Annotated in this window: 16 protein-coding genes; 7 read left to right on the forward strand and 9 right to left on the reverse strand. The window is 69.9% G+C overall.

Going from position 1 to position 15,566, the window contains the following annotated elements; genetic code table 11:
• Nucleotides 1-1,017 (forward strand): adenosine deaminase, encoded by a 1,017-nt coding sequence (locus ACEVFP_RS00540; protein ID WP_375001393.1) that lies wholly within the window; start codon nucleotides 1-3, stop codon nucleotides 1,015-1,017.
• 30 nt (nucleotides 1,018-1,047) lie between these two features.
• Here ACEVFP_RS00540 and ACEVFP_RS00545 read toward each other — a convergent pair whose 3' ends face one another.
• The 3 genes from ACEVFP_RS00545 to ACEVFP_RS00555 form a co-directional block, all read right to left on the reverse strand.
• The gene (locus ACEVFP_RS00545) at nucleotides 1,048-2,661 is read right to left on the reverse strand and encodes a phosphatase PAP2 family protein (RefSeq protein ID WP_375001394.1); all 1,614 of its coding nucleotides are present in this window, start codon (nucleotides 2,659-2,661) and stop codon (nucleotides 1,048-1,050) included.
• A 127-nt stretch (nucleotides 2,662-2,788) separates the two neighbouring features.
• Nucleotides 2,789-3,892, reverse strand: coding sequence for an inositol-3-phosphate synthase (locus ACEVFP_RS00550; RefSeq protein WP_375001395.1), 1,104 nt, complete (start codon nucleotides 3,890-3,892; stop codon nucleotides 2,789-2,791).
• A gap of 23 nt (nucleotides 3,893-3,915) precedes the next feature.
• A complete protein-coding gene (locus ACEVFP_RS00555; RefSeq protein ID WP_375001396.1) occupies nucleotides 3,916-4,638 on the reverse strand; it encodes a helix-turn-helix transcriptional regulator in 723 nt (240 codons plus the stop codon).
• Between the two features lie 257 nt (nucleotides 4,639-4,895).
• Here ACEVFP_RS00555 and ACEVFP_RS00560 point away from each other — a divergent pair, with 257 nt between their 5' ends.
• Entirely contained in the window at nucleotides 4,896-7,106 is a 2,211-nt protein-coding gene (locus ACEVFP_RS00560; protein ID WP_375001397.1) for a transglycosylase domain-containing protein, read from the forward strand.
• A 374-nt stretch (nucleotides 7,107-7,480) separates the two neighbouring features.
• On the opposite strand, the gene ACEVFP_RS00565 is transcribed toward ACEVFP_RS00560, so the two are convergent.
• Nucleotides 7,481-8,518, reverse strand: a complete 1,038-nt coding sequence (locus tag ACEVFP_RS00565; RefSeq protein WP_375001398.1) for an alanine racemase — start codon at nucleotides 8,516-8,518, stop codon at nucleotides 7,481-7,483.
• A gap of 109 nt (nucleotides 8,519-8,627) precedes the next feature.
• Complete coding sequence (locus tag ACEVFP_RS00570) at nucleotides 8,628-9,782, reverse strand: lipid II:glycine glycyltransferase FemX (RefSeq protein WP_375001399.1); 1,155 nt, start codon at nucleotides 9,780-9,782, stop codon at nucleotides 8,628-8,630.
• Between the two features lie 134 nt (nucleotides 9,783-9,916).
• Here ACEVFP_RS00570 and ACEVFP_RS00575 point away from each other — a divergent pair, with 134 nt between their 5' ends.
• Complete coding sequence (locus ACEVFP_RS00575; protein ID WP_375001400.1) at nucleotides 9,917-10,825, forward strand: siderophore-interacting protein; 909 nt, start codon at nucleotides 9,917-9,919, stop codon at nucleotides 10,823-10,825.
• 24 nt (nucleotides 10,826-10,849) lie between these two features.
• On the opposite strand, the gene ACEVFP_RS00580 is transcribed toward ACEVFP_RS00575, so the two are convergent.
• Nucleotides 10,850-11,212, reverse strand: coding sequence for an ArsR/SmtB family transcription factor (locus ACEVFP_RS00580; RefSeq protein ID WP_375001401.1), 363 nt, complete (start codon nucleotides 11,210-11,212; stop codon nucleotides 10,850-10,852).
• Between the two features lie 93 nt (nucleotides 11,213-11,305).
• Between ACEVFP_RS00580 and ACEVFP_RS00585 the strand changes: the two genes are divergently transcribed.
• On the forward strand, nucleotides 11,306-12,553 hold the full coding sequence (locus ACEVFP_RS00585) for an MFS transporter (protein ID WP_375001402.1): 1,248 nt from the start codon (nucleotides 11,306-11,308) through the stop codon (nucleotides 12,551-12,553).
• Between the two features lie 31 nt (nucleotides 12,554-12,584).
• On the opposite strand, the gene ACEVFP_RS00590 is transcribed toward ACEVFP_RS00585, so the two are convergent.
• Complete coding sequence (locus ACEVFP_RS00590) at nucleotides 12,585-13,178, reverse strand: TetR/AcrR family transcriptional regulator (RefSeq protein WP_375001403.1); 594 nt, start codon at nucleotides 13,176-13,178, stop codon at nucleotides 12,585-12,587.
• An 89-nt stretch (nucleotides 13,179-13,267) separates the two neighbouring features.
• Between ACEVFP_RS00590 and ACEVFP_RS00595 the strand changes: the two genes are divergently transcribed.
• Nucleotides 13,268-13,870, forward strand: a complete 603-nt coding sequence (locus tag ACEVFP_RS00595; protein WP_375001404.1) for a hypothetical protein — start codon at nucleotides 13,268-13,270, stop codon at nucleotides 13,868-13,870.
• Nucleotides 13,871-13,886: 16 nt separating this feature from the next.
• Here ACEVFP_RS00595 and ACEVFP_RS00600 read toward each other — a convergent pair whose 3' ends face one another.
• Together ACEVFP_RS00600 and ACEVFP_RS00605 are read right to left on the reverse strand one after the other, a co-directional pair.
• The gene (locus tag ACEVFP_RS00600) at nucleotides 13,887-14,324 is read right to left on the reverse strand and encodes an HNH endonuclease (RefSeq protein WP_375001405.1); all 438 of its coding nucleotides are present in this window, start codon (nucleotides 14,322-14,324) and stop codon (nucleotides 13,887-13,889) included.
• Between the two features lie 88 nt (nucleotides 14,325-14,412).
• A complete protein-coding gene (locus ACEVFP_RS00605) occupies nucleotides 14,413-14,727 on the reverse strand; it encodes a hypothetical protein (protein ID WP_375001406.1) in 315 nt (104 codons plus the stop codon).
• Nucleotides 14,728-14,856: 129 nt separating this feature from the next.
• Here ACEVFP_RS00605 and ACEVFP_RS00610 point away from each other — a divergent pair, with 129 nt between their 5' ends.
• Together ACEVFP_RS00610 and ACEVFP_RS00615 are read left to right on the forward strand one after the other, a co-directional pair.
• Nucleotides 14,857-15,087, forward strand: coding sequence for a ribbon-helix-helix domain-containing protein (locus ACEVFP_RS00610; RefSeq protein WP_375001407.1), 231 nt, complete (start codon nucleotides 14,857-14,859; stop codon nucleotides 15,085-15,087).
• Nucleotides 15,074-15,421 (forward strand): type II toxin-antitoxin system PemK/MazF family toxin, encoded by a 348-nt coding sequence (locus tag ACEVFP_RS00615; RefSeq protein ID WP_375001408.1) that lies wholly within the window; start codon nucleotides 15,074-15,076, stop codon nucleotides 15,419-15,421. The genes ACEVFP_RS00610 and ACEVFP_RS00615 overlap by 14 nt, the downstream gene beginning before the upstream one ends.
• Nucleotides 15,422-15,566: the final 145 nt, after the last annotated feature.

A 15,566-nucleotide genomic window follows, 5' to 3' on the forward strand; every position in this document is an offset into this window, starting at 1 on the left:
ATGGGTGTTGATCCGGGCTTCGTCGCCGCCCTCCCCAAGGCCGAGCTGCACGTCCACCACGTCGGGTCCGCGTCCGTGGCGGCCGTGGCCGAGCTGGCCGCACGGCACCCAGACTCTCCCGTCCCCACCGATCCGGACCTGCTCGCCGACTACTTCGCCTTCCGGGACTTCGGGCACTTCGTCGAGGTCTATCTCTCGGTCGTCGACCTGCTGCGTACACCGGAGGACCTGTGGACGTTGACGCACGAGGTCGGCCGTGACCTCGCCGCGCAGAACGTCCGCTACGCCGAGCTGACGCTCACGCCGTACACGTCGATCGTGCGCGGCATCGCCGCCGAGGCCTACTGCGAGGCCGTGGAGGATGCTCGCCGCGTCGTCGAGCGCGACCACGGCGTGGTGCTGCGCTGGTGCTTCGACATCCCCGGCGAGTCCGGTGTCCCCGCCGCCGACGTCACGCTCGACGTCGCGCTGCGGCTGCGTCCCGACGCCCTGGTGAGCTTCGGTCTCGGGGGCCCGGAGGTGGGCGTGCCCCGCCCGCAGTTCCAGCCGCACTTCGACGCCGCTCGCGCCGCCGGGCTGCGCAGCGTCCCGCACGCCGGGGAGTCCACGGGCCCGCAGACCGTCTGGGACGCGGTGCGGTTCCTGGGTGCCGAGCGCATCGGTCACGGCATCGCCGCCGCGCAGGACCCTGATCTCATGGCCCACCTCGCGGCCGAGGGCATCGTGCTGGAGGTCTGCCCGACGTCCAACGTCCGTACCCGGTCCGTCCCGTCGCTGGCCGAGCACCCTCTCCCTACGCTCGTCGGCGCCGGGGTGCCGGTCACGATCAACTCCGACGACCCGCCGATGTTCACCACGACCCTGAACGAGGAGTACTCGGTGGCCGCCGAGCTGCTGGACCTCGACGAGGCCGGCGTCGTGGCACTGGCCGCGACGGCCGTCGATGCGTCCTTCGCCCCCGATGACGTGAGGAAGCGCCTGCACGACGAGCTCGCTGTCACCCTGCCCTCGCGGTAGCGGCGGCGGGCAGGGTCGCCGGCGGGTCCCTCAGACGCGGTCGACGACGGGAACCACGGGTACCCGCACCAGGAGCACGCCCGGATGGACCTCCGCGGTGATCTCCGTGCCCTCGCCCACCGGGTCGCCGTCGAGCTGCATCGGCGTCGCCGACGACGCCTTGACGTGCACTCGTGAGCCGGTGAACCGGTCGAGGCGTTGGTTGGTGCGCTTGCGGCGTGTGATGACCCGCCAGGCGATGCCCACCCAGCCGAAGAACCGGCGCGGTGCGAGCACCACCACGTCGAGCAGGCCGTCGTCGATCTCCGCCGCGGGCAGCAAGGGGATGCCGCCCTGCAGGAACCCGACGTTGCCGATGACCACGGTGCGGGCTCGGAACTTGCGGGGCTCCTCGTCGTCGACGCTGATCTCGACCTTCATGCCCGGGAAGCGCAGCGCCTTCACGCCCGAGACGAAGTAGGCCGCCCAGCCGACCTTCTCCTTGAGCTTGTCGTCGACACCGGTCATGATCATGGCGTCCATGCCGAGTCCGGCCATGACCAGGAAGACGGTGTCGACCTCTCCGTCGGTGCGGAACGTGGCCAGGTCGACGGCCTTGTCCTGACCACCGAAGGCAGCCTCCAGGGCGTCACGGGCGTTCAACGGCACGCCCAGGTTGCGGGCCAGCAGGTTGCCCGTGCCGTGCGGGATGATGGCGACCGCCACGCCCGTGCGCGCGACCTCCTCGCACACGGCGCGCACGGTGCCGTCGCCGCCGGCGGCGATGATGAGGTCGACGCCCGCCTGCAGGGCCGCGGTGGCCTGGCCGTGGCCCGGGTCCTCGACGGTCGTCTCGAACCACAGCGGCTCGGTCCAGCCCTCCTTGGCGGAGACCAGCCGGACCTTCGCCTTGAACTCCTCGACCGGGCCCACCTTGGCCGGGTTGAGCACGACCGCCACCCGACGACCACCGGTGCCGGTGGTCATGGCGAGCTTCGAGGGCAGCCGGCGCGGGTCGATCGCGACCAGAAGCCACAGGGCCAGCGTCACCGAGATGCCCATGGCCAGGCCGGCGGCGACGTCGGAGAGGTAGTGGACGCCGAGGAACACCCGGCTGGCGGCCACGAAGATCCCGAGCACCACCCACAGGGCGAGCACGAGCCGACGGCGCCAGCCGCGACCGGTGAGGATGATGGTGAGCAGCACCAGGACGGTGAAGAACACGCCCGCCCCGGTGGCATGACCGCTGGGGAAGGAGTAGCCGCTGGCCTCGTGCAGCGGCGCGTCCCATGGCGGGCGCTCGCGTACGAAGAGCAGCTTGAGCAGCACCTTGACCAGCAGGGCGGTGACTGCGCTGAGCAGCACCCACGTGCCCAGACGCCACTCGCGACGCCAGAAGCCGTAGCCGGCGATCGCGGCGAGGACCACCGCGCTGGACCAGGTGCTGAACACGACGGCCGCCAGCTCCAAGGAGGAGACGAGCAGAGCCGAGCTGGCGCCGACGTCGTACGCCGCCCGGGCGACGTCGGCGTCGAGGTCCATCAACGGGCCCCACTCCGTGGCGACCGCGACGGCGAGCAGCACGAACACACCGGTGAGGACACCGAGCACCACCAGCAGGATGCCCGGACGGCCCGGAGTGGCCCGGCGAAGATCGATCGACACGTGCTCCCTCTCGTCGTCCTGTGGTCCCGATGGCCCCGAACAGCGTAGTGGCCGGCGCCGCCGCCGACCCCGTACGACGAGCGGGGCCGGACCTCGCGGCCCGGCCCCGCTCGTCAGGTGGACGCGCTCAGCGCTCCTCGTCACCTCGGATGAACGACTCGAGCGTGGCGCGCCCGAGGTCGTCGGCGCGCTGCTCCGGTGGAGACTTCATCAGGTAGGACGAGGCGCTCAGCAGCGCGCCACCGATGCCACGGTCCTTGGCGATCTTGGCCGCACGGATGGCGTCGATGATGATGCCGGCCGAGTTGGGCGAGTCCCAGACCTCGAGCTTGTACTCCAGGTTGATCGGGGCGTCACCGAAGGCGCGGCCCTCCAGGCGCACGTACGCCCACTTGCGGTCGTCCAGCCAGGCGACGTAGTCGCTCGGGCCGATGTGGACGTTCTTGTCGTCGACCTTGCCGGCCAGCGAGCCGCTGAGGTTGGACGTGACGGACTGCGTCTTGGAGACCTTCTTTGACTCAAGGCGCTCACGCTCGAGCATGTTCTTGAAGTCCATGTTGCCGCCGACGTTCAGCTGGTACGTGCGATCCAGCGCCACGCCGCGGTCCTCGAACAGCTTGGCCATGACCCGGTGGGTGATCGTGGCGCCGACCTGGCTCTTGATGTCGTCGCCGATGATCGGGACCCCCGCGTCCTCGAACTTCTGCGCCCACTCGGGGTCGGAGGCGATGAAGACCGGCAACGCGTTGACGAAGGCCACACCGGCATCGATCGCGCACTGCGCGTAGAACTTGTCGGCCTCCTCAGAGCCCACCGGCAGGTAGGAGACGAGCACGTCCACCTGGGCGTCCTTGAGCGCCTGGACGACGTCGACCGCCGGGGCGTCGGACTCCTCGATCGTCTCCAGGTAGTACTTGCCGAGACCGTCCAGCGTGTGACCCCGCTGGACGATGACGCCGGTCGGGGGCACGTCGGTGATCTTGATGGTGTTGTTCTCGCTGGCCGTCGTGGCGTCGGCGAGGTCGAAGCCGACCTTCTTGGCGTCCACGTCGAACGCGGCGACGAACTCGACGTCGCCCACGTGGTAGTCGCCGAACTGGACGTGCATCAGACCCGGGATGGTGCCGGCCGGATCTGCGTCCTGGTAGTACTCGACGCCTTGGATCAGCGACGTGGCGCAGTTGCCCACGCCCACGATGGCTACGCGTACAGGATTCTTTGCCGAACCCATGGGGTCTCCTTCTGAGCTGGTGTTCACTCGTTGGTGTGGTGGTCGTCGGCCTCGACGGTCTCGTCGGGGCCCCCTTCTCTGGTGATGTCCGGCGAGGCTGTGCCGTCGTCTGCCGCCCGCGGCCCGGCACCCCCGGCTGTGCTGTCTGCCGCCCGCGGCCCGGCACCCCCGGCTGTGCTGTCTGCCGCCCGCGGCCCGGCACCCCCGCCGGAGCGCTCGCGATCGATGAGATCGGTCAGCCAGCGCACCTCGCGCTCGACCGACTCCAAGCCGTGCCGCTGCAGCTCGCGGGTGTAGGCGTCAGCACGCTCCCGGCTGCGCCGGGCGGCGTCGCGGACGTTCTCGAGCCGCTCCTCGAGGCGGCTGCGGCGCCCCTCCAGGATGCGGACCCGCGTCGACATGTCGGTCCGCGCGAAGAACGCGAACCGAACGCCGAAGTTCTCGTCGTCCCACGTCGACGGGCCCGACTCCTCCATCACCTCGGAGAAGTGCTCCTTGCCCTCCGCCGTGAGGTGGTAGACGATCCGGTTCCGCCGCCCCCGGACGGCGACGTCGGTGTCCTCGTCGGCCACGATGAAGCCAGCCTTCACCAGGGTCTTCAGGCACGGGTACAACGTGCCGTAGGACAGCACCCGGCCCCAACCGAGCAGCCCGATGAGCTGCTTGCGGAGCTCGTAGCCGTGCATCGGCGTGTCCAGGAGCAGGCCGAGGACGGCCAGCTCAAGGGTCTCGCCGCGTCGTGCCATGGGGCCTGCTCCCGCTCGTCGGTCGGTCACCGGTCACTCGACTCGGTATATCGGGACGATACATCGATTCGCTGACCAACGCGACGCCGCCCGTGTCGTGATCCGAGTCACATGTGGCCCGAGGCATTACCGTGCTCTCAGGATGATCGGTCACACTGGACGTTGGCCTGTTTGCGCCGACGCCTCTGCCTGCCGTGGCGACCGCACCCGAGCCCCTGACCAGAGCGTGGCTCCGAGCCGACCCGAAGGACCCAGCCTTGACGACCACCCGCCGAGCGACTTCGCAACGTCGCGGACTGATCCGTCGCATCAGCGGCAACGGGCCGGTCTGGATGAAGGCCATCCGTTGGTTGCTGGCGATGAGTGTCGCGGGATTCCTCGCCGGGGCCATCGCGTTCTTCGTCCTGTACCGGGTCATCGAGGTCCCCAGCGCCAACGCCGACTTCGAGACCCAGACCACCAAGGTCTACTACAGCGACGGCAAGTCCCTCATGGGCGAGTTCGCGATGCAGGACCGCGAGAACATCAAGCTCGACGACGTCCCCGCCGAGATGCAGGCCGCGGTCATCGCCGCGGAGGACCGGACCTTCTACGACAACCGTGGCATCGACGTCCGGGGCATCATCCGCGCTGCCCGCGACAATGCGAGTGCGGGCGAGGTCACCGGCGGTGGCTCCACCATCACGCAGCAGTACGTCAAGGTGCTGTACCTGACGCAGGACCAGTCCTGGAGCCGCAAGGTGCGCGAGGCGATCCTGTCGATCAAGATCCACAACCAGCAGAGCAAGTCCGAGATCCTGCAGGGCTACCTCAACACCATCTACTTCGGCAACGGCGCCTACGGCGTCGAGGTGGCCTCGCAGACGTACTTCGACCAGCCGGCATCGGAGCTGACCTACGGCCAGTCGGCGCTGCTCGCGACCATCATCAACCAGCCGAGCTACTTCGACCCCTACGCCGAGAACGCCAAGGACCGCATCATGCCGCGGTTCACCTACGTGCTCGAGGGGATGGTCAAGTCCGGCGCGATCACGGCGGAGGAAGCTGCCAAGTGGAGTGACCGCTTCCCCAAGGTGAGCAAGAAGAAGAACGCCGAGCGCTTCGGTGGTTCCAAGGGTCACCTGCTGGCGCTCGTGCAGAAGCAGATGCAGGGCATGGAGTTCACCGACGCCCAGATCCTCGGTGGCGGTCTGCGCATCACCACCACCGTCGACCGGCGGATGCAGCGCGCTGCCGTCAACGCCGTCGACCAGGTCCGCCCTCCGGGCCTCGACGAGCTGCACACCGCGGTGGTCTCGGTGGAGCCCGGCACGGGTCGGGTGAAAGCCATGTACGGCGGTCCGGACTACCTCGAGAGTCAGCTCAACTGGGCCACGCTGGGCGTCCAGCCGGGCTCGACGTTCAAGTCGTTCGCGGTGCAGGCGGCCCTGGAGGACGGCTTCAGCCTGAACACCATCCTCAACGGCAACTCACCCATGCAGGTCGGCGGTGGCACGGTGGCCAACCAGGGCGACAGCGGCGGCCGCTCCTTCGGTCGGATCCCGCTGCGCACCGCCACGCAGGAGTCGGTGAACACGGCGTTCGTCGACATCACGCAACAGCTCGCCGGCGGTGCCGATGCCGACATCACCGAGGGCACCAAGAAGATCCGTGACGCGGCCGAGGACGCCGGTCTGCCGGGATCGGTGCTCGATGAGATCGACCCCGCGGCCGCCGTCTACTCCCTCGGCTTCGCGCCGGTGCCGCCGGTCGACATGGCCAACGCCTACGCCACGTACGCCGCCGGTGGTGAGCGCGCCGACTGGTACATGGTCGAGGAGGTCACGGACTCCGACGGCAACGAGCAGCAGCTTCCGGAGCGCGAGACCGAGAAGACGATCCCCGACGACGTCGTGGGTGACGTGGTCGCCTCGTTGGAGGGCGTCGTGCAGTCCGGCACCGGCACGAACGGGCGGACGGTGTGCCCCACGCTGGGCAAGACAGGCACGGCGACGGCCGGCTCCGACGACAACCAGCACGTGTCGTCCTCGTGGTTCGTGGGCGCCACGCCCAAGCTGGCGACGGCGGTCATGTACAACCGCGGCGTCGGCAACGAGGACCTCGAGGGCTACCTGGTGCCGTTCTTCGGTGGCACCTACCCGGCGCAGACGTTCCGGGCCTTCATGGATGCTTCGATCGATCCGACGGACTGCGGTACGTTCCCGGGCCCCGGCAACATGCAGTCCGACAAGGGCCAGGACTACGTCCCGGTGCCCCAGTGCGGCGACGGCCAGCGCCTGAACCGCGAGCGCACCGAGTGTGTCGATGAGGAGCCGGAGGAGACGGAGTCCCCGACCCCGACCCCCACGACGCCGTCGCCGACCGTGCCGACCCCGGATGACGACGACGATGACCAGGACGATGACCAGGACGATGACGGCGGGGTCACACCCGGCGCACTAGGACAGGGCAGGGGCCCTGGTAGGTGAGCGCCACGCGAGCTGCTCGGTGGCTGAGTGCGACGCGAGGGCAGCGAGCGGCGTATCGAAACCACGCTGACCTGACGGCGCGTCGTTGAGGAACGGCCACGTTGACGTGAGTGTGCGTCGTTGGGGGGTCGTGGTTTCGATACGCCCTCGGCGACGCTCGTTCCGCCCCCGAGCACTTCGCTGCGCTCCGTGCAGGGAGGTACCCCCAGCTGGCCGAGGGCTACTCAACCACCGAGGAAGGGGACGGGAGTCATGGGTTGCGCGAGCTGCTCGGTGGCTGAGTGCGACGCGAGCTCTGCGAGCGGCGTATCGAAGCCACGTTGACGGCCGTTCGCGCTACTCAACCACCGAGTGGTGGGGGCCTCGAGGGCCAGTCAGTCGGTCAGCGTGATCCGGTCGAACGTCGCGGTGGTGTAGCGCACGGCTGCAGGGATCGTGTCGCCGACGACCGGGGGGGCGACCGAGCGGGGCAGCAGCACCATCGAGGCCTGCATGTGGGGCGGCTCGGCGAACCATCGCTGCCGCCCGCCGATCGTGAACGGGCTCAACGACAGCCCCGCGGCCTCGAGGCCGCCCTTGGCCAGGGTCTTGCCGCGCTGGACGACGCTCGCGCCGGAGCGCGGCGCCTCCAAGCCGATGCCATGGCTGGTGCCGCCGGAGACGATGAGCAGGTAGCCGTCGCGGGGGACCGGGCGCTGACGGTAGCCGATCCGTTCGCCCCGGCTGACCTGGTGGACGTCGAGCACGGCCGCGTGCACGGTGAACGCCCCGAGATCGCCGAGCCACAGCGACGTGCCGATGCGTGGCCGGACGTCCAGCTGGGGACGGCGCTGCCGCAGGGCCGCCAGCTCGGTGGGGAGCAGGTGGGAGACGAACATCCGGGACGTCTCCACCTGGGAGGCCTCCAGTGCGGCTGCCCAGCTCTCGGCCTCACCGAGGTTGTCGCCCGCCATGGGCAGATGGACGGCGAACCCCTCGAGGCGCAGTCCCTCCAGCGCGCGCGCGGCGGCGGACAAGGCGTGTCGGTCCAGGCCATGGCGTGACATGGTCGTCTCGCCCTCCAGCACGATGCGCGTCCCGGGGCGGGTGGTCGCGAGCGCGGCGACGTCCTCGACCCGGCCGAGCGTGTGGATGACTCGCGCGTCGTCGGCGTCGGTGCCGTGCAGGAAGGGTCGCCACGGGCTCAGCACCATGACGTCCCCACCGAACGTGGCGAGCGCGTCCGGTACCTCCTCGTACGTGCCGACCGCGAGGATGTCGCAGCCGAGGGTGGTCGACTCTGCGGCCAGGAGGTTGCGCCCCAGGCCGTAGCCGTTGCCCTTGACCACCGGGACGATGCCGGGGGTGTGCTCGGCGACGGTCGTGAGGTGGCGACGCCAGCGGGGCGCGTCGACGCTCAGCTCGAAGCTCATCCTCGTCTCCTCATACCGCTCGTGCCTCGCGGATTTCGTCGCTCGGCTGCTCCGTGAGAGCCGCGCGTCGGATGCGGGTGTTGCGCGCTCTGAGGACGGCTCTCCCGGCTCATCCTCGTCTCCTCATATAAGCCGTGAAGGCGGCGTGGAGGGGACGATTGAGCGGGAGGTCCCACTCGCCGACGTACTCCACGGCGTCGCCGCCGGTGCCGGCCTTGAACTGGATGAGACCGACGTGCGGGTCGTCGGGGTCCAGGGTGTCGGTGATGCCACGCATGTCGTAGACGTCGGCGCCGGCCGCGAGGGCGTCGCGGATCATCTGCCACTGGACCGCGTTGGATCCGCGGACGTCCCGCTTGGCGGTGGTGGAGGCGCCGTAGGAGTACCACGCGTGGGTGCCGACGCGTACGAGCGTCGTGGCGGCCACGAGGTCCCCCTCATGGTGGGCGAGGTGCAGGCTCATGCGGTCGGGGTCCTCACCGTTGAGGGCGTCCCACATGGTGCGAAAGTACGACAGTGGCCGGGGGGTGAAGTGATCGCGCTCGGCGGTCTCGGTGTAGATCCGGTGGAAGTCGGCGAGGTCGTCACGGGTGCCGTGGGAGGTCTCGACGCCGGCCTTGGCCGCCTTGCGGATGTTGCGCCGCCACAGCTGGTTCATGCCGGCGAGGACCTCGTCCTCGCTCTTGGGCGAACCGTCGGCGTGGGACAGCGGGACCCAGAAGTTGTACTGCGGCTGGCCGGCGGCGAACCCGCCCTCGGTGGCCAGCGGCTTCCAGCCCAGTGACGACAGCCTCTCGGTGACCGCGATGTTCTGTGGGTCGGTGACGTCGGCCGGGGTCCTGCGCAGCGACGGCAGGGCGTCGTCGGCGATGGCCCGCTTGACGGTGTCAGCGTGCCAGCGGCGAGTGACCACCGGCGGCCCGATCCTGATCCCGAAGGCCTTCTGCTGCTTGAGGTGAGCGGCCAGTGGGCTGAGCCAGCGGCTCAGGTCGGGGTCGGCCCAGTCGATGGCCGGGCCCTCGGGGAGGTAGGCGAGGTAGCGCTGGATCTTGGGTACCTGTCGGTAGAGGACCAGCGCAGCACCGACGATCCGGCTCTCCCCGGCCGAGCCGGACTCGAACCAGCCGATCGACTCGCCACGCCACTCGGCCTTGACGCGCGCCCAGGCGGGCGTCTGCAGGAAGCTCACCGACGACCGGGAGGTGATGTGAGCCAGGTGCTCGTCGGCGGAGATGGTGCGGACCCGGAGCTGTGCTGACGTCACGCTCGCGAGGCTACCAACCCGTCAGGATCTGACCGGCCCGCGCGTCGGATGTGCTGCATCAGGGGGGCGGGGGAGCGAGGTGTGGTGGTCGTTGGTTAGCCTTGCCTTATCTGATCATGAGACGAGGAGGGCCCATGGCTTCGGCTGTCCGGACCCGGATCGGGACCGTCGTGTCCCGCAGCACGCTCACCCCCCACCTGGTGCGCATCACGCTGGACGTCGGCGACATGTCCACCACCGGCATTCCCGATGAGTACGTCCGCCTGATGATCCCGGCGGACCCGTCCACCGCCCGGGGCGCGGACGTCGTGCTGCCCGAGATCGACGAGCAGTGGAACGTCACCTGGCCCGAGGGCGTGGAGCCGCCGGCCTACCGCGTCTACACCATCTCCGACCACCGGTGGATCGACGGCGTGGCCGAGGTCGACATCGACATCGCGCTGCACGACGCCGGCGTCGGCTCGGACTGGGCGAAGGTCTGCGAGCCGGGTGACCGGATCGGGTTCGTGGAGCCGCACGGCCTCTACGTGCCGGTCGAGGGCGTGCCGTGGCAGCTGCTGGTGTGCGACATCACCGGACTTCCGGCGCTCGCCCGCATCCTGCGCGGTCTCGACGCCGGCCAGCGCGCTGAGGCCGTGGTGGTGCTCACCGACGAGCGCGATCGCATCGCGCTGCCCAGCGCCGCGGACGTCGACGTCCGCTGGGTGGTCGTGGACACCGAGACCGACACGAGCGACGCGTTGAGCGAGGCGGTGACCGCGCGTGAGCTGCCGGCCGAGGGCCCGCGGTACGTCTGGCTCGCCGGTGAGGCCCGCGCGAGCCGTGCCGTGCGTCGTCGGCTGCGCCGTGAGCTGGGCTGGCCGCAGTCGGACTTCTACACGTGCGGGTACTGGCAGATCGACAAGGAGAAGTGGGAGTCTCGCTTCCAGCAGGTCGAGGACGTTGTGCTTGCGGAGTCCCGCCGGGCCCAGGCCGAGCTGGCCGATGACCACGGTGCCTTCCTCGACGCCCTCGACGACATCTACGAGAAGGTGGGTCTGTAGGGCCGTCGGTGGCACCGCGCTCGGTTACCCGTGCGGCTCCTCGCCGGTCACCATGTGGTCGGCCTGGTTGAGGCCTTCTCGGACGAGGCGGGCGACGTGGCCGCCGTTGAGGCGGTAGATCTGGTGGCGTCCGTCCCGCTCGGCGGACACCACTCCGGCGAGACGGAGCTTGGCGAGGTGCTGGCTCACCGCGGTGCGTGAGGCGTGGGTCCGGTCAGCCAGCTCGCCGGCGGTGCAGTCCTTCTCGGTCAGCAGCCACAGAAGCTCGAGGCGGGTGGGTTCGCCGAGCATGGCGAAGACCGCGGCGGCCTCCCGGAGCCGCGTGGCGTCCGGGTGCTGGGGGTGGTCGAGGCTCTCGGCGTGCTCCGAGGGCCGGACGGGTGGCATGGACACAGTCTTCCATGGCAGCACGGTCGTCCATGACCGCGCGGCCGTGGTCCGTCTTGATGCGTGCGCACATGCGCACATATAGTGACCGTCATGTCGCGCCCCCGCCGATCGATCCTTGCCCAGCGCACCTACCGCAACCTCTTCCTCGCCCAGGTCACCGCCTTGCTGGGCACCGGACTGCTGACCGTCGCCTTGAGCCTGCTGGCCTTCGACATCGCCCCCGGCTCGGCCGGCTCCGTCGTCGCGACAGCGCTGACCATCAAGATGATGGCCTACGTGGGGGTGGCGCCCGTCGTCACCGCGGCAGTCTCCCGGTTCGAGCCGCGAACGGTGCTGCTCACGGCGAACGTGGTCCGCGCGCTCGTGGCCGGCAGTCTGCCCTGGGTGGAGCAGGTGTGGCAGATCTATCTGCTGATCTTCGTGCTCCAGTCGGCCTCCGCGACGTTCACACCGGCCTTCCAGGCGGTCGTGCCGACGGTCCTGCCCGATGAGGATGAGTACACCCGGGCCCTCTCCCTGTCGCGCCTGGCCTACGACCTCGAGGCCGTCGTCAGTCCGCTGATCGCCGCGGCCCTGCTGCTGGTCCTGCCGTACCACGGACTCTTCGTGGGCACGGCCATCGGCTTCGCCGTCTCCAGCGCGCTGGTCCTGCGGGCCGGGCTCGCGGTGCAGGCGTCCGACGCTCAGGCTGAGTCCTTCTGGTCGCGGGCCACTCGTGGCGTGCGGTTGTTCGCCCGGCGGCCGGCCTTGCGGGCGCTGGTCGCACTTGATCTCGCGGTCGCGGCAGCGACGGCCCACGTGCTGGTCAACACGGTCGTGGTGGTCCGCCAGGACTTCGGTCGGGGCGAGACGGGGGTGGCCATCGCGCTGGGCGCCTTCGGCGCGGGCTCCATGCTCGTGGCCCTGACCGTCCCGTCCATCCTGAGGAGGGTCGAGGACCGCACCGTCATGATGGTCGGCGCGGGAACGGCGTCAGTGGCGTTGCTGCTGGCGTCGTCGGCTGCGCAGGACCCCGAGGCGTGGCCGCTCCTGCTGCTGGTGTGGGCCCTGCTCGGTTCATCGACGTCGATGGTGATGACACCGGCTGGCCGAGTCGTGAACCGCAGTGTCCGAGCGGTCGATCGCCCGGCCGCCTTCGCGGCGCACTTCTCGCTCTCCCACGCGTGCTTCCTCCTGGCCTATCCGGTGGCGGGGTGGGCCGGGTCGTCGCTCGACGTGGCGGCGAGTGCGCTCGTGCTGGCGGCAGTGGCGGGCCTCGCCGCCCTCGCCGGCTGGCTGCTCTGGTCGCCGGCGACGGCCGATCGATCACGCCGCACCATGTCCCAGACGTCTCGGTGACGTCTGCCAACGTTCTTCCGGGTTGGCCCGGTCAGGCCGTCTCGGTCGGCGCCAGGAGCCGTCGCAGTGCGGCGACCTGGGCGGGCAGGAGCTCGCGGGCATCCCGGGAGGGGGCGTGGACGCCCCAGGCGTCGAGTGAGGTGATCACGGCCGCGCTCATGCGAACCTGCAAGTCGGCCGGCAGGTCCCGTCCGATGGCGCCGACCTCCCGGCCGACGTCCACGACGTCGGTGAGCCAGCGTCGCAACCCGTCCCCGTCGGCCGACGTTGCGGGGTCGTGCCACATCCGGCCGAGCTGCCAGAACACCTCATCCTGCTCTCCCGCCTGCAGGAGTCGCTCGGCCAGTGCGGTGATCTCGCCCCAGAAGTCGGCCCGGAGGGCCTGCCGCGACGGGGGCTCGATGATCTCGACGAGTCGTGTCCCGAAGGCGTCGATCACGGCTTCCACGAGCGCCTGCCTGGAGCCGACGTGGTGGTAGAAGGAGCTCTTGCTCATCCCGAGGGCGGTCACGACCCGGTTGAGGGACGCGTGCTCGAGGCCGCGCTCGGCAAGCTCGGCGGCGGCGAGCCGGAGGAGACGGTCCCGTCGTCCGGGATCGAGGCTGGAGAGATCGCGGGCCACCACGGCCTCACCCTAGACACTGTGGACCGGGTGGTCCACAGTTGCTAGGGTCGCGCCTGTTGGACCACCCGGTCCACTGGAGGGAGGTCCCCATGACAGTGCTCACCAAGGCCCGCATCGAGTGGAGCGTCCCGTCGCCGCGAGCAGGCTGGCGCGGGGCGGTGGACCGCTTCTTCGGGCCCGGGCCCACTCGCGCGGAGGTCGTGGTCCAGGCAGTCGGTGTTCCCCTGCTCGCCGCCACGCTGCTCGCCGCCTCGGGGGACGTCCTCGGAGGCCTGGGACCGCTCGGCGTCCTGGTGCTGGTGCTGTTCGCGGTCGACGGCGCCGGGGGGATCCTCACCAACTCCACCGGCACGGCCAAGCGGTGGTACCACCGCCCGGGAACGCGGGGCGAGAGGCTACGGTTCGTCGGCCTTCACGTCGTGCACGTCGCCCTGCTGGCGTGGCTCGTCATGGGGGACGCGGCGTGGTTCTGGGTGACGACGGGTCTGCTCGTCCTCGGCGCAGTCGTCGTCGAGTGGACGCCGTGGGAGGTCAAGCGCCCGACGGCCGCCGGCCTCCTGGTGGCCGGTGTGGTCGTCAGCGGCGCCCTCACCTCCGTCCCGGCCGCCCTGACGTGGGTGCCGCTCGTCCTGTTCGCCAAGCTGCTCGTGGCCCACCTCGTGCCAGAGGCACCCTTCCGGCGTCCTACGTGACGTGACGGTGGGACCGTCACAGGACGAAGCCGACGGGCGGGACCGCCGGGGTGATGAGCAACGTCATGCCGGCCTCGGCCGGGGTGCGGTTGGCCTTGCGGTGGTTGCAGCGCAGGCACGCCGCCACGGCGTTCTCCCACGTCAGCGTGCCGCCGCGGCTGCGCGGGACGATGTGGTCGACTGTCTCGGCGGTGCCGCCGCAGTAGCCGCACATCCGATCACGCGCCTTGACGGCTGCCTTGGTGCACAGGTTGCTGCGCCGGTGCTTCCAGCGGGCCACGACGTAGCGGACGAGCCGCAGCACCTTGGGGCGGGGGAAGGGCCCGAACGTGCCCTCGTCCTCCTCCTCGATGACCGCGACCTCGCGGACCAGCATCTTGATGGCGTGACGCAGCGAGACGCGTTGCAGGGGCTCGTAGCTCGCGTTGAGCACCAGGATGTTCGTCTGTGCCATCGGCCGACCTTTCCGGACACAGAGTAGCCCGGCGCGCCCGAGCTCGGGGGGTGGGCTCGCGGCCGTCATGTCGCGCTCGACGGCTCGGTCAGAGCACCCAGGACGCACCGAGGATGGTGGGCAGGGCCGCGAGCAGCATCCAGACGGGCGAGACGAGCCGGGCACCGAGGATGAGCCGGATGCCGACGTACATGATCGCCGCGACGACCCCCGACATGACGAGCAGGCCGACGGCGGTGCCGTGCCGGCCCGGCTCGTCCACCACGACGTGGGCGACGCCGATGAGCCCGAGGACACCGTGGATGACGACCGCGAAGAAGACGAGCGCCCCGACTCGTCGCCGGACGCGGTCGAGTGCGGCGGTCTCCTGTGCCGACATGACACGGGGCTGGGGGGTGCTCATCGGGTGGTCTCCTCGCGGTGTGCTGGCCCCATGATCTCCTGCGGCACGACACCCCGTGCTCGGGGTCGGCATCTGGGCCTCGAGTCGTGATGCCGTCCTGATGCGGTATGACCGTAGTAGTATTGAAGTATGAAGATCAGCATCAGTCTGCCGGATGAGGATGTGACCATCCTTGATGACTTCGTCCGCACCGCCGGTCTGCCTTCGAGGTCGGCAGCATTGCGCCACGCTGTGCGCATGCTGCGCCTACCCGATCTGGAGCAGGACTATGCTGCTGCGTGGCAGGAGTGGGAGGAATCCGGTGATGCGGCAGCCTGGGGCGTGACGTCGGCGGACGGGATCGCCGATGTTGCGCGGTGAGATCTGGTTGGCAGACCTGGAGCCGGTGCGCGGGAGCGAGGCGAACAAGCGCCGCCCGGCAGTGATTGTCAGCAACGATCGCGCGAACCTGACCGCGAGGAGCCTCGGCCGGGGGGTGGTCACGGTCGTGCCGGTGACGAGCAACACCGATCGGGTTTTTGCGTTCCAGGCGTTGCTTCCTGCCGCTGACACGGGCCTGCGGCAGGACTCCAAGGCTCAGGTCGAGCAGGTCCGCTCTGTGGCGGTGGAGCGGTTGGGGTCGGTGCTTGGTCGAGTGCCGTCAGACGTCATGGCGCAGCTTGATGACGCGCTGCGGCTGCACTTGCAGCTGTAGATCGACCACGATAGGTCGTCGCGCTGGAGCGGCTGCACGACCGTGTCCCCACGCTCTGCTGGCGAGCGTCACGTCGTCGTGGCACGCGGTCGCGACGGCGCCGCCTCGTTGCCAAGAAGCCCAGTCCTTCCGTTGCGCATCGGGT

This window comes from Aeromicrobium sp. CTD01-1L150, assembly GCF_041951745.1.
Classification (GTDB): domain Bacteria; phylum Actinomycetota; class Actinomycetes; order Propionibacteriales; family Nocardioidaceae; genus Aeromicrobium.